The 12,946-nt window shown below is 40.9% G+C and carries 12 protein-coding genes; 6 read left to right on the forward strand and 6 right to left on the reverse strand.

Annotated elements, in window-relative coordinates; genetic code table 11:
• The first annotated feature begins 1 nt into the window (after nt 1).
• Together F959_RS15055 and F959_RS15060 are read left to right on the forward strand one after the other, a co-directional pair.
• Nucleotides 2-325, forward strand: coding sequence for a proton-translocating transhydrogenase family protein (locus tag F959_RS15055; protein ID WP_004881735.1), 324 nt, complete (start codon nt 2-4; stop codon nt 323-325).
• A 3-nt stretch (nt 326-328) separates the two neighbouring features.
• Nucleotides 329-1,783 carry an NAD(P)(+) transhydrogenase (Re/Si-specific) subunit beta gene (locus tag F959_RS15060; protein WP_004881736.1) on the forward strand — a complete coding sequence of 485 codons (1,455 nt, stop codon included), beginning with the start codon at nt 329-331 and terminating at the stop codon, nt 1,781-1,783.
• 60 nt (nt 1,784-1,843) lie between these two features.
• Here F959_RS15060 and F959_RS15065 read toward each other — a convergent pair whose 3' ends face one another.
• Nucleotides 1,844-2,665 carry an SDR family NAD(P)-dependent oxidoreductase gene (locus F959_RS15065; RefSeq protein WP_004881737.1) on the reverse strand — a complete coding sequence of 274 codons (822 nt, stop codon included), beginning with the start codon at nt 2,663-2,665 and terminating at the stop codon, nt 1,844-1,846.
• A gap of 262 nt (nt 2,666-2,927) precedes the next feature.
• Between F959_RS15065 and F959_RS15070 the strand changes: the two genes are divergently transcribed.
• The gene (locus F959_RS15070) at nt 2,928-4,250 is read left to right on the forward strand and encodes an ammonium transporter (protein ID WP_004881738.1); all 1,323 of its coding nucleotides are present in this window, start codon (nt 2,928-2,930) and stop codon (nt 4,248-4,250) included.
• A 12-nt stretch (nt 4,251-4,262) separates the two neighbouring features.
• A complete protein-coding gene (locus F959_RS15075; protein WP_004881739.1) occupies nt 4,263-4,880 on the forward strand; it encodes a hypothetical protein in 618 nt (205 codons plus the stop codon).
• A 44-nt stretch (nt 4,881-4,924) separates the two neighbouring features.
• Here F959_RS15075 and rsfS read toward each other — a convergent pair whose 3' ends face one another.
• The 5 genes from rsfS to F959_RS15100 all read right to left on the reverse strand — a co-directional run bounded on the left by rsfS (nt 4,925) and on the right by F959_RS15100 (nt 10,921).
• Nucleotides 4,925-5,323, reverse strand: a complete 399-nt coding sequence (gene rsfS / locus F959_RS15080; protein ID WP_004881741.1) for a ribosome silencing factor — start codon at nt 5,321-5,323, stop codon at nt 4,925-4,927.
• An 81-nt stretch (nt 5,324-5,404) separates the two neighbouring features.
• A complete protein-coding gene (locus tag F959_RS15085; RefSeq protein WP_004881744.1) occupies nt 5,405-6,199 on the reverse strand; it encodes a hydroxypyruvate isomerase family protein in 795 nt (264 codons plus the stop codon).
• 24 nt (nt 6,200-6,223) lie between these two features.
• Complete coding sequence (locus tag F959_RS15090; RefSeq protein WP_004881745.1) at nt 6,224-7,090, reverse strand: NAD(P)-dependent oxidoreductase; 867 nt, start codon at nt 7,088-7,090, stop codon at nt 6,224-6,226.
• 156 nt (nt 7,091-7,246) lie between these two features.
• Nucleotides 7,247-8,035: a crotonase/enoyl-CoA hydratase family protein gene (locus F959_RS15095; RefSeq protein ID WP_004881747.1), complete on the reverse strand. Its 789-nt coding sequence runs from the start codon at nt 8,033-8,035 to the stop codon at nt 7,247-7,249.
• A gap of 75 nt (nt 8,036-8,110) precedes the next feature.
• Nucleotides 8,111-10,921, reverse strand: a complete 2,811-nt coding sequence (locus tag F959_RS15100) for a GacS-like sensor histidine kinase (RefSeq protein WP_004881749.1) — start codon at nt 10,919-10,921, stop codon at nt 8,111-8,113.
• A gap of 147 nt (nt 10,922-11,068) precedes the next feature.
• On the opposite strand from F959_RS15100, the gene cysM reads away from it, so the two are divergent.
• Nucleotides 11,069-11,992, forward strand: coding sequence for a cysteine synthase CysM (gene cysM / locus F959_RS15105; RefSeq protein WP_004881753.1), 924 nt, complete (start codon nt 11,069-11,071; stop codon nt 11,990-11,992).
• A 125-nt stretch (nt 11,993-12,117) separates the two neighbouring features.
• Nucleotides 12,118-12,939 (forward strand): 3'-5' exonuclease, encoded by an 822-nt coding sequence (locus F959_RS15110; protein ID WP_004881755.1) that lies wholly within the window; start codon nt 12,118-12,120, stop codon nt 12,937-12,939.
• The last annotated feature ends 7 nt before the right edge of the window (nt 12,940-12,946 follow it).

The following is a 12,946-nucleotide window of genomic DNA, read 5'->3' on the forward strand; positions in this document are numbered from 1 at the left end:
CATGGTTGAAACGATTACAATTTTCGTCCTTGCCATCTTCGTAGGTTATTACGTTGTTTGGGGTGTAACACCTGCATTGCATACGCCATTAATGGCGGTTACGAATGCATTGTCTTCAATCATTATCGTTGGAGCAATGATTCAAACTGTAGGTATGCCTGCGATTGGTGTTGATGCAAACGTTGCTTTCCAAAGCGTAAACGTTGTAAGCATTTTGGGTGCAGTTGCTGTGTTTTTGGCAAGTATCAACATTTTTGGTGGCTTTGCTGTAACTGCTCGTATGCTTGAAATGTTCAAGCCGAAGCAAAAGAAAAAAGAGGGCTAATTGATGGAATTTATTCGAGACTATGCGGATTGGTTCTACCTTGTTGGTGCAGTCCTCTTTATCTTAACATTGCGTGGTTTGTCAGGTCCTAAGACTGCGATTCAAGGTAACCGTTACGGTATGATCGCAATGACTATTGCGGTAATCACGACATTCTTCGTTGCAGAACATCCTGTTGTTTGGATGATCGTTGGTGCGATGGTGTTGGGTGGTATTGTTGGTATCGCGCGTGCGAGAACGGTTCCAATGACGCAAATGCCTGAAACAGTTGCGTTGATGCACTCATTAGTTGGTTTGGCTGCGGTATTGATCGCGATTGCTGCAATTCTGCATAACAACCAATTAACAGTATTGTTTGAACAAAACGAAGCTGCTTTAAGTGCTGCTGGTGTTCAGCATGCTCACATGAGTGCGGTTCATTTATTTGAATTGTTTGTCGGCTGTTTCGTTGGTGCGATTACCTTTACAGCATCTGTATTTGCTTACGGTAAACTTGCTGCGAAAAAATGGGCAAAAACGATTTCTGGTGCATGGGTTAAACCTGTTCAAGCAACGATTTTCATCGCAATGCTTGCATGTGGTTTCTACTTCTTCACGACAGGTAACATGACTGCATTCTGGGCAATGACAGCGCTTGCACTTGTATTCGGTTGGGTTTGGATTGCACCAGTAGGTGGTGGTGATATGCCAGTTGTGGTATCGCTTCTTAACTCATTCTCTGGTTGGGCTGCGGCAGGTATTGGTTTCACACTTGAAAACAATATGTTGATCGTTGCGGGTTCACTAGTAGGTTCTTCGGGTGCAATTCTTTCTTACATTATGTGTAAGGCAATGAACCGTTCAATCATCAACGTATTGTTTGGTGGTGCGATGGGTGGTGCTGCAGTTGCAACAGCGGACAAGGGTGCTCAAGTTCAACGTAATCACCGTTCTGGTTCAGCAGATGACGCAGGCTTCTTGATGTCAAATGCAGACAGCGTTGTGATCGTACCAGGTTATGGTATGGCGCAAGGTCGTGCACAGAATGCGGTAAAAGAATTATGTGAAATCTTGAAAGAGCAAGGTGTAAAAGTACGCTTCGCGATTCACCCAGTTGCAGGTCGTATGCCTGGTCACATGAACGTATTACTTGCTGAAGCTGATGTTGCGTATGAAGACATCTTGGAAATGGATGAGATCAACTCTGATTTCCCTGCAACTGATGTAGTACTTGTAATCGGTGCGAATGACGTTGTTAATCCAGCGGCAAAAGATGATCCAAGCTCACCAATCTATGGTATGCCGATTCTTGAAGCCCATAAAGCTCGTACAATCATGGTGATCAAACGTTCTATGGCAACAGGTTATGCTGGCTTAGACAATGACTTGTTCTACAATGAAAAAACTATGATGATCTTCGGTGATGCGAAGAAAGTTGTGGAAGATATGACTAAAGCAATCAATGGTGGTGGTCACTAATCTGACTTCCTATCAGGATTGAAGAAGCCACCCTTGGGTGGCTTTTTTATTGCAGATAATTTAAAGATATTTTTCTACTAGGTTCATTGATTCCTCATAAAGATCTTGAGCGAGTTGTTGATTTTTAGCATGAGATGATTTCCAGTCAGGCATATGAGCGCTCGCATATTCACCATTTCGGTTTGCCCAAGAATCACCAATCGCCATTTCTGTAATGAGCTTTGCTGGAACAGAGGTTGGGACTAAACCTAATTTCATGATTTCATAAACAGGCTTTGGTAATTCACGATAAATATCTGACGCAACACCACCAGGATGCAGTGCATTATTGGTGATTGTGCTATTGGCTAAGCGTTCCGCAAGTGCATTGCTGAATAGTAGGTTAGCAAGTTTAGATTGACCATAATAAAACAGCGGATTGTAAAAACCTTCTGCGCGGAACTTATTAGGTTTAATTGAACCAGCCCAGTGAGCAATTGATGCTAGATGTACAATTCGAGCTTTTGGCGCTTGCTCTAAAGTAGGAATCAATTTGTGTGTAAGCAAAAAATGTCCAAGATAATTTACGCCGAACTGTTGTTCAAAGCCATCTTGGGTGAACTGTTTGGTCTTGGCGAAGAGTCCTGCATTATTAATCAAAACATCTAAGCTACCATAACGGTCGGCGATTTCATCTGCTGCTTGGGCTGTTGCATCGAGACTATTGAGGTCGAGTTGAACAGTATCAACTTTACCTTGTCCTAATGCAAGAAGGCGATTTTGTGCTGCTTTCGCTTTTTCTGTATTGCGACAAGCGAGGATGACATGCTGTCCTTGTTTCACTAATTGCTCAGCGGTGGCAAACCCAATACCCGTGTTTGCACCTGTAATTAGCACTTTCATTTTTTACTCCTGAGATACTTTTTATTCGTCGAGTTCCAAAACGGTTCTATAGTGCGTTAATTTTGACAATTTGTCATGTCAAAATTTATTGCAAGTGGATAGATGGTTAAATAAGTTAGATAAAATCCTTTAATAATCAACATGTGCTTTCAATGCTTTTTTTATGATGAATAAAAATAAATCAATGAATTTTTAGAAAGAAGTGATTTTGATTTTGGCATTCTCTTTGCATTGAATTGCTTGATCTTTCTAGGGGAATTCTATGAAAAGTATAATTTTAATTTTGCCATTTTTATTATTTCTCTCATCGCAGGTTTCAGCACAACCTGTGCAAAATATTCAGGAAATTCGCATTTCATTAGACAGTGTTTGGGTGGTTGTTGGGGGGATACTAGTCTTTTTTATGCAAGCTGGATTTGCTCTGATTGAAAGTGGGTCTGTACGTAGTAAAAACACCGTGAATGTGCTCATGAAAAACTATATGGACATGTGCATTGGTGGGTTGGTTTTTTGGCTGTTTGGTTTTGGTTTGATGTTTGGGCTTAATCAAACGGGTTGGGTCGGCTTAAGTCATTTTATGCCTGATGCCTTAGATGATTGGCATTGGAATCTTCTGTTTTTCCAAATGATGTTTGCGGCTACAGCGACAACGATTGCGAGTGGTGCGATGGCTGAACGCATTCATTTCATGGCTTATGTGGTAAGTGCAATTATTGTGAGTGGTGTGATTTATCCAATATTCGGTAGTTGGGCTTGGGGTGGCTTGTTTGGTGGTGATGGTTGGTTAAAAGCACTCGGTTTTATTGATTTTGCAGGTTCAACGGTTGTTCATTCTATCGGTGGTTGGGTGGCATTGGCTGGAATTATTATCTTAGGGCCACGCCTAGGAAGATTTGGACGTAAGGGACAAAGCCACTTTTTAGCGGGGCATAACTTACCTTTAGTTGCGCTTGGTGGATTTATTTTATGGTTTGCTTGGTTTGGTTTTAATGCAGCTTCGACTGTTTCTGCAAGTGTTAGTATTGGGCGAATTGCTTTGAATACACATCTGGCTGCCTGTGCTGCTGCTGCGACTTATATGATTCTTGCATTAATTCAATCTAAAGCCGTACTGATTCGTTACACCATTAATGCATCATTAGCTGGATTGGTTGCGATCACGGCTGGATGCGCAACCATGTCTCCATTGTATGCAGTGATTACAGGGGCTTTTGCGGGTTTATTGATTACGTTTGTTCCGCAACTTTTGGAAAAAATGCAGCTAGATGATGTGGTGGATGCAGTCGCCGTTCATGGTGTTTGTGGCGCATGGGGAACCATTGCTGCGGGGATTTTCTTGGAAAGTAATCCATTTAATTTGAATGTAATCGGTGTACAAGCACTGGGTGTTGGTGCGGCATTTATTTGGGGTTTTGGAGTTGCATTTATCATGTTCAAAGTACTGGATAAAGTTCTCGGTGGACTCCGAGTATCACAACAGCATGAACAACGCGGTTTAGACTATACCGAGCATGCGGAGCTGTCTTATCCAGAGTTCCAGCGCGATTTAACGTTTGAAACTGACAATATTACTCATCGTCACTAAGAGGCGTTTGTTATGGCTGAATTAACCATTGAACAAAAGAAATTAGCAGTAGAGAAAGGCTTGGCTCAGTTTATGCCTGATACCGTTTTACAACGTGTTTTGCAATATTGGGAAAGTGAATATGGCAATCAACCTTCTTTTGTTTTAAATCGTTTTCTGAGTGAGATTTGCACCAATGATGAGATGCGTCTACAGCGCAAAGATATGTTACGACAAGTATTACATGAAATATCTGTAGTAGAAAAACAGCAACGCTTAAAAGTTAAAAATGACAAAAGCGTTGCTGTTCCAAAGCAAGGGGAGGAGGTCGTTGACTCATTTCTGGCATTCTATGATTTTGTCATGGCGATTTTAAAATCTGTGGCTCGAAATGATTATCTAGAGTTTGTTGAAGAAATACAGCTCAAAATGAAGAAGCATCGATCGCTTGCGGAGTATTGGTATGTCGTTGGTTCTGAGAGAGAGTCTTTGCAACAGTTCTCACCACAAAATTATGCACCGATGATTACCGTACTTTATGCAATCTATTGTGACTTTTATGGTCCGATCAAAGCTGATCAGCTCTATGCGCTGATTAAAAATGATATCAAGCAACGCTATCCTGAGGTAGATGTAAAACAGTTTTTGTAGGCATAAAAAAGCGACCGATTCGGTCGCTTTTTTTGAGCTAATTTTTAAGCTACAGATTCTGGTGCACGCCATAAGCTTTCTAAGTCATAAAACTTACGCGCAGTAGGTAACATTACATGTACAACGACATAACCTAGATCGATTAAGATCCACTCTGCATCACGTTCACCTTCGACACCGAGTGGGCGGAAGCCTGCTTTACGTGCTTCATCAGCAACATTATCAGCAAGTGCTTTGACATGACGAGTTGAAGTACCGCTTGCGATTACAATCGCATCGGCAACATTGCTAATAGAACTTACATCAAGTTCTAAAATATCTTTGGCTTTTACATCAGTAAGGGCTTCATGTACAACTTTTAAGCAAGCATGTACATCTTTGTTGGATGTTTTGATTTTTAGGTCGTGAGAATTAGAAGCGCTGGGCGATGGTTCTAAATTCATAGAGGGTATATTTTCCTGACAATTGCTCATTGTCAAATATACCGTTTTTCTCTATGGAATTCAAATTTCAGCAGTAACAGTTTATGTATTCACATCATTTGAAAAATACTTATTTTTCCATGCAAAAGATTGATCTGATTGAGTTTTTGGTCTGTATTCGGCTGCGATTAGACCTTGGTAGTCACTTTGCAATAACCAGTCAAAGATCTGCTTGTATGGGATATTTCCAGTATCTGGCTCATTACGATTTGGGCAATCTGCAAATTGAATATGCCCAATTTGATGCAAATTTTCTTGCAAACCTGTCAGAACATCTTCACCCATCATTGCCATATGGTAGCAATCGTATTGCATTTTTAGTTTTGGATGATTAACCGCTTCAAGCATTTCTTGAGCTTGTGCAATATTTTGTACCAAAAAGCGGGGCATATCTGTGCCATTGATCATTTCAATAACAGGTTCAATGCCTTGTTCTGTGAGCATATGGCAAGCAAGTTTAAGGTTGTTTGAAAGCGTATTTAGGCAAGGCAGTAAATCAGCATCCAAGGGCTGTTTGCCTGCGAGGATGTTTACACGAGGTACATTGAGTGCATTTGCGTATTCGATTGCAAGCTCTAAAGCATGATGAAACTCGAGCTCTCTTCCGGGTACACCCGCTAGTCCATTTCCACCTTGCATGAGGTCACCTGCTGGTACGTTTATTAAACCAAGCGATAAATTATATTGTTCGAGTTGAGTGCGTATATCCGATATATCAAGTTCATAGGGGAACTGTATTTCTACGTGTTGGAATCCATGTGCGTGGGCTAAAGCAAAACGTTCAATTAACGGTACTTCAGTAAAAATCATGGATAAGTTGATGGCAAGTTGGCTCATTTTCAAACTCCCTGATTTCATAAATTATTGTTCTATATATTGAATGATAGTAGCTAAATCATTCTCAGCAAAGCCATTTTCTTGGTGGGCTTGTAACTGTTGTAGAGCTTTTTGTGCAACAGGAATGTTTAAGTTAAAGCCTTCTGCAAGTTGAACAGCATTATTTAAATCTTTAGAGAGGGTTTGTACTTTCCATTGCACGGGTTCAAAGATATGAGTTGCCATGCGTGGTGCAAGAATTTGAAAGGGTTTTGAGTCAGCGAAGCCGCCTGCAAGTGCTGGTGCAAGTAATGTGGTGTCGACACCAGCTTGATCGGCAAGTGCAACGGCTTCAGCAATTAAAGTACTATTTGCTGCTACGATTAACTGATTACAAATTTTGGTGGCTTGGCCAGTTCCAGATTCACCCATACGAGTGACACGTTGGGAAAGTACATCGTAAATTGGATTGAGACGTTGAATTGCCTCAGCATTTCCACCCGCAAAGATCACCAAAGTGCCTTGTTCTGCACCGAGTGTTCCACCTGAAACAGGGGAGTCAATCCATGTGACTTCTTGCTCTTGACTTGCTTGAGCAAGTTCGAGCGTCGCCGCTACGGAGAGACTGGAAAAATCTACAATGATTTGATTGGGTTGTAAGTAAGATTCAATTTGGGCAAAAACACTTTGTACAGCTTTATCATCGGCAAGACAGGTCAAGATCACGGGATATTTTGCGATTTCATCAAGTTCGAGTGCGAGTGCACCTTCTTGAATGAGCGGGTCGCAAGCATGTTGGCTACGATTCCATACAGCAACAGTATAGCCAGCTTTTAAAAGACGACTGGTCATCCTTGTGCCCATTAAGCCCATTCCTAAGAAGGCGATAGGGGTTTGTTGGTCGATTTTCATGCTGTTTGCCTATGCTTTGTTCTTGTCCTAAAGAAGTCTCGCAGAGTTGATGCGCTATTGCTAGTCAACCTTTACTGAATTAAGGGTTAGCTTGGAAAAGTGAGCTGTTGAATATTAGGTAATCCATTCCTATTTTTATAGGAATGGATTTTTTGTTTATTTGTATTGGCGTGGGAGAAATTGCACTTCAGGGTTTTTATCCTTTTTGCGTGCAAGTCCGCTATTTTTACCTAACAGCAGTTTAAGTTGCCACAGCTTTTCTAAGCGTAAAGCTTTCTCTGGTTGGTGTTCCATTGCATCCAGTACACGTTTCGCTGCCATAATTGCATCTGGAGAGCGTTGAAGCATTTCTTGAGCAATCGTATTTGCTTTTGCTAATGGATCATTATCCAAATGCGTCACCAGACCAATTTCTTTAGCGTATTCAGCATCAAAGATACGTGCAGTGAGCGTAAGTTCTTTGGCTAAGTCAACACCAATAAGGCCCTTCAATGAACGAGTTAAGCCCATATCTGGCACTAAGCCCCAACGGCTTTCCATAATCGACATTTGGGTGCTCGGTGTTGCAATCCGAATATCAGCAGCAAGCGCGAGTTGCATACCCGCACCAAAGCAATAGCCTTCGATTGCCGCAATCACTGGAATCGGCAGGTTCTGCCAAATCAAGAATGCTTTTTGGAATAAGCTTTGTCCTGGTTTGATCAGTTCCCATGCAGCAAATGCTGTATTTTTTGGATTGTTTAAATCAGAAAGGTCAATGCCAGCACTAAAGACATTTGCTTCACCCGTTAAAATGACACAACGAATAGAACGATCTTTTTCAATTTTCTTTGCAGTCGCAACCAGTTCTTTCAGTAAAGCAAAGCTCATTGCATTACGTTTATCTGGACGATTTAAAGAGACTGTTGCGATTCCATTGTTCTTTTCAACGCGTAAAAGTGCCATCTGCCTTACTCTTATTGTGTTTGATGAGGCAGCATAGCATGAGTCCTAATAGCGAAACATGACACATCAGTCACATTAATTTTCATTAGCATATAGAACGAGATTTGCTGCCTGTCTGACTTGTTCAATTGCAAAATTCAACTCATTAAAACGATGATTGGTTTCATTAATGAATATCTCATCTGCTTTACGGCGTTCTTTGCGTAAGGTTGAAACAAATTGCTCAAATTCACCCGCAACACGTTGCAAAGTTGGTGTTCCGACATAACGAGTAGCACCATATAAGCGATGTAGTACATGCTCTAATTGAGGGAAGTCTTCAAGTTCGATCAGTTGTTGCATTTCAGTAAGTTCACCCTCAAAGCTGTCAACTAACATTCGTAATAAATCTTGAGCAAGGTCTTCTTTATTTGCTGCAAGCTGGACACTTTGCTGCCAATTTAGAATTTGTGGATCAATTGATTCGATTGGGTGTTTTTGCTCTGTGGCGATGGGTTGAGCGATAAAATTATTCTTAGTCCAATGGGTAAGAATTTGAATGATCTGCTCCATTTGGATTGGTTTTGTTACATAATCATTCATGCCTACTTTTAATAGTTTTTGCTTCTCATCTGCAAGTGCATGGGCTGTAAGCGCAATAATTGGCAGTTGCATGCCTGTATCTAAAGTCGACTCTAATGAACGTATTGCACGGGTGGTATCAATCCCAGACATAACTGGCATTTGAATATCCATAAAGACTAAGTCAAATGGCGGAAGATTTTGTTCGATACGTTCTTGAATAATATCAATCGCTTTTTGACCGCTCAGCGCTTTGGTAGTCGCGACATTCAATTCACCTAATAACGCTTCGAGTACGATCAGGTTTGGCAGATGATCATCTACTGCAAGGATGTGTAACCCTTGACCATTAAAGTCTTCTGGCTCTTGTTCGAAGATGGGTTGATTGCCCAACAACTGTACCAATTCACGACGGCTTAATGGTTGATACAGTGGGCGGGCACGGTATTCATTCAGCATGTTTGGCTCAAGACTCATTTGATAGCCATAAACTGCTAAATTGCCACTATAACGTTGGCGGATTTCTTTGAGTAACGCTTCAGTATCACCACTATGGTCGACGATTAGCCAAGTGCTTTCTTGTTGATTTAGATGATTTAATCGACTAAATAAATCTAATATCGACTGCGTTTCGATATGTGAGACATGATAATTTTCTAAATACGAACGTAGTACGCTCGCAGTTGCAGGGTGAGCCAAATAAGACACCACTTGCAAATGATCAAAATGTGGATGCTCTACAAAGTCATGCTCTTCTTCAACTTTAAATAGGGCTGTGAACCAGAAAGTTGAACCTTTATCCGTTGGCGCACGATCTTGGTTATCCTCGAAGCCAATTTGACCATGCATTAAGTGTACAAGTTGCTTAGAAATAGCTAAGCCGAGTCCTGTTCCACCGAATTGACGAGTGACGGAAGCATCACCTTGAGAGAAAGATTCAAATAAACGTTTGCGGTCTGTGCCACTTAGACCGATACCACTATCCTGTACGCTGAAATGTAGTAAACATTGGCCAATGTCATCATCTTCCATACGGACACGAACAATGATTTCGCCGTCTGGTGTAAATTTGATGGCATTAGAAATAAGGTTGGTGAGAATTTGCTTAAAACGTAACGCATCGCCAATCACATGCTGAGGGATGTTTTCAGCATAGTAGAATGCCATGTTGATATGTTTCTGCGCTGCTAGAGGAGAGAGCATATCCATCACATCAAAGATGGCTTCCTCAAGATCAAAAGGTGCGGTTTCGAGTTCTAATTTTCCTGCATCAATTTTAGAAAAATCTAATACATCATTGATCAATGCCAATAGGTGAGCAGAGGATTTACGAATCGTTTGTAGATAGAGATTTTGCTCATTACTTAAATTTTGTTGACGCAATAATAAGTGAATAAAGCCATCAATACTGTTCAGTGGTGTTCTTAGTTCATGGCTGATATTGGCCAAAAATACTGATTTTGATTGGTTTGATGAAATCGCTTGGTCGCGTGCTTGACGATAAGTAATGTTCTGAACTTCTAAGGTATCTAAAGTACGGCGTAAATCTTCTTCCGTTTGTTCTGTATGTTCTTTTAATTCTAAAAAGCTAAAGTGCAGACGCTTCACGACATTGGCAATATCTCTTTGCAGTAGGCGTAACTCACCTGTGCTATTGACGACAATGTGTTGATCTAAAGTATCTGCATTAAGGCGCTGCATTTGCATACGAATTTCATAGAGCGGTGCTAACCAGCGACGTGAGAATACATTTAAACAAAATAATAAAATAAGAAGTGTGATTAAGCCTGTCACAACTAAAGAAAGTAAAATTTTATAGCGTGCCAACTCAAGCGGTTGGTTATCTAACTCGATCATGAGCCAGACAGAGTTTGGATTGCCAATATCTAGTTTTGAACCGTAGATACTGTTGTGATTGTGTTTGATTGGCCCAAAGAAATTACTGTTGTTTGGAAAGCTTGGCCAGAAGCGGTTATTTTGATAACCAACACTGAGATAAGTTTGACCTTTGTTGTCGATTAAAACCGCACGTTGCAGATTCTTCTCATCAAACATTTTTTGCAGAATGTTTTGCGCACGATCATATTGATCCGGGCGTTCTTGCACGAGTCGGAGTAAATCAATTGCCGTTTGGTGATAGCGCGCTAAAATTGCTGAAGCATCAGAACGTTGCTGTTGTTTTGCTGCATTTGTTGTTTCAGATAAAACCCAAAGTGTCCCCACGCTGGTCAAAATAGCAATCGGCACTAAAATAAGTGCAATCAGTTGTCCGTAAGCATGATTGAGCCGTAATCGTTTCGATAAAGTTTTATTGAAATTGGACATAGTGCGGTCAGATTTATCATTCTGCAAAACATCTTAGCACGCTTTAATAACAGCGAGGCATTAGCAGCCAATAAAAAGCATATTGAAAAGGTGCAGTATTTCCGTTTTTTTCATACAATAGACGCCACCTTAATATCGGTGTCGATCATGACGAATACGCAAACTGATTTTCTAGCAGACGAATTTTTACTCGACTATTATGTTGGTAAAAGCCCACTGGTGCGTTTACAGCGTTTAGCAAGTCATACAAGCGCAACGGTATTAGCAAAATTAGAAGGCAATAACCCTGCTGGTTCCGTGAAAGATCGTCCAGCGTATAACATGATTATTCAAGCCGAAAAGCGTGGTCAAATTCAGCCCGGTGATACCTTGATTGAAGCAACCAGTGGTAATACAGGGATTGCACTCGCTATGGTCGCAGCGATGCGTGGCTATAAAATGAAATTGATTATGCCAAATAATATGAGTCAAGAGCGTAAAGACGCAATGTTGGCTTATGGCGCAGAATTAATAGAAGTGACGCAGCAACAAGGTATGGAAGGTGCGCGTGACCTTGCCATGCAAATGCAAGCAGAAGGCAAAGGATATGTGCTCAATCAGTTTGGTAATCCAGACAATGTAGAAGCTCATTATCTGACTACAGGTCCTGAAATTTGGAAACAAACAGGCGGAAAGATTACCCATTTTGTGAGTTCAATGGGAACTACGGGCACAATCATGGGTGTTTCCAAATACTTAAAAGAACAAAATCCAGAGATTCAGATTGTTGGTTTGCAACCTTCAGATGGTTCAAGTATTGCTGGTATTCGCCGTTGGCCTGAAGAATATTTACCAACGATTTTTGATCGCAGCCGTGTCGATCGTATTATTGATATTCCGCAAATTGAAGCTGAACGTACTATGCGTCAACTGGCGCGTAAAGAAGGCATTAGCGCAGGTACTTCTTCTGGTGGCGCGGTTTGGGCTTCATTGCGTATTGCGGAAGAAAATCCTGATGCGGTCATTGTTTGTATCATTTGTGATCGTGGTGATCGTTATCTATCAACGGGATTATTCTCCGTACAAGATTAGAATCTCCCTTGTGGAGCTATATCTCTCCTCATCTCGTTAATAAAGAGAAAAAGAGGGAGCTGCTTCCTTTTGTAAGGGGGCTTGGGTAGCAATGCTACTCAGAAGTGATTTAATGAGATTTTAATATGAGCTTACGGTTTCCAATTTTAGTTTTTGATATTGAAACGCTAACTGATTTAAAAGCTGGCGCTCATTTATATCATCTTGATTTACCTGAAGCTGATGTTGAACAAGCGCTGACTAAAATTCGTCGCCAAGAATCTGGGATGGATTTTCAGCGTCTTCCATTACATGAGATCGTTTGTATCTCAGGTTTATGGATCGATGAAAAAGGATTTAGATTATTCTCTTTTAGCCAAGAGCAAAATTCTGAAGCTGAAATGCTGGCAAAGTTCTTGTCTATTTTTGATAAGAAGCAGCCAACGCTCGTCAGTTGGAACGGTTCACAATTTGATTTGCCTGTGATTCTATTTAGAGCGATGTATCACGGTCTGTCAGCACCGAGTCTTTTTGACCAAGGTGAAATTGATAACCAGAAGCGCTTCAATAACTATCAAAATCGTTATCATCATCGTCATGTTGACTTGATGGATGTGATGGCAATGTTTAATGGCCGTAATTTCCAAAAATTAGATGATATTGCTTGTCTTCTGGGCTTTCCGGGTAAGCGTGGTGAATCGGGTTATCATGTGCCTGAATATGTACGAACTGAACAATGGTTAAAATTAACGAGCTATTGTGAGGGTGATGTGCTTAATACATGGTTGGTTTACTTACGTTGGTTATTACTGAAAGGTCAACTGAATCAACAAGATCATCAACAGCTTATGCAAGCAACGATTGATTATTTACAAACTCAAACGCAACAATCAGATTTTTTACAGGTATGGCAACAAACATCGCAATATACTGTATTCACCGCTCAAACTTTTGCGCCCCAAATTTAGGTTCATC

This window comes from Acinetobacter venetianus RAG-1 = CIP 110063, assembly GCF_000368585.1.
Classification (GTDB): domain Bacteria; phylum Pseudomonadota; class Gammaproteobacteria; order Pseudomonadales; family Moraxellaceae; genus Acinetobacter; species Acinetobacter venetianus.

Bases quoted from the DNA above. Each gene is read 5' to 3' on its own strand.
- rsfS (WP_004881741.1), bottom strand. From the start codon at position 5,323: ATGAATTTAGAACCATCGCCCAGCGCTTCTAATTCTCACGACCTAAAA.
- F959_RS15060 (WP_004881736.1), top strand. From the start codon at position 329: ATGGAATTTATTCGAGACTATGCGGATTGGTTCTACCTTGTTGGTGCA.
- F959_RS15095 (WP_004881747.1), bottom strand. From the start codon at position 8,035: ATGGCACTTTTACGCGTTGAAAAGAACAATGGAATCGCAACAGTCTCT.
- F959_RS15085 (WP_004881744.1), bottom strand. From the start codon at position 6,199: ATGAGCCAACTTGCCATCAACTTATCCATGATTTTTACTGAAGTACCG.
- F959_RS15110 (WP_004881755.1), top strand. From the start codon at position 12,118: ATGAGCTTACGGTTTCCAATTTTAGTTTTTGATATTGAAACGCTAACT.
- F959_RS15065 (WP_004881737.1), bottom strand. From the start codon at position 2,665: ATGAAAGTGCTAATTACAGGTGCAAACACGGGTATTGGGTTTGCCACC.
- F959_RS15055 (WP_004881735.1), top strand. From the start codon at position 2: ATGGTTGAAACGATTACAATTTTCGTCCTTGCCATCTTCGTAGGTTAT.
- F959_RS15090 (WP_004881745.1), bottom strand. From the start codon at position 7,090: ATGAAAATCGACCAACAAACCCCTATCGCCTTCTTAGGAATGGGCTTA.
- F959_RS15075 (WP_004881739.1), top strand. From the start codon at position 4,263: ATGGCTGAATTAACCATTGAACAAAAGAAATTAGCAGTAGAGAAAGGC.
- F959_RS15070 (WP_004881738.1), top strand. From the start codon at position 2,928: ATGAAAAGTATAATTTTAATTTTGCCATTTTTATTATTTCTCTCATCG.
- cysM (WP_004881753.1), top strand. From the start codon at position 11,069: ATGACGAATACGCAAACTGATTTTCTAGCAGACGAATTTTTACTCGAC.
- F959_RS15100 (WP_004881749.1), bottom strand. From the start codon at position 10,921: ATGTCCAATTTCAATAAAACTTTATCGAAACGATTACGGCTCAATCAT.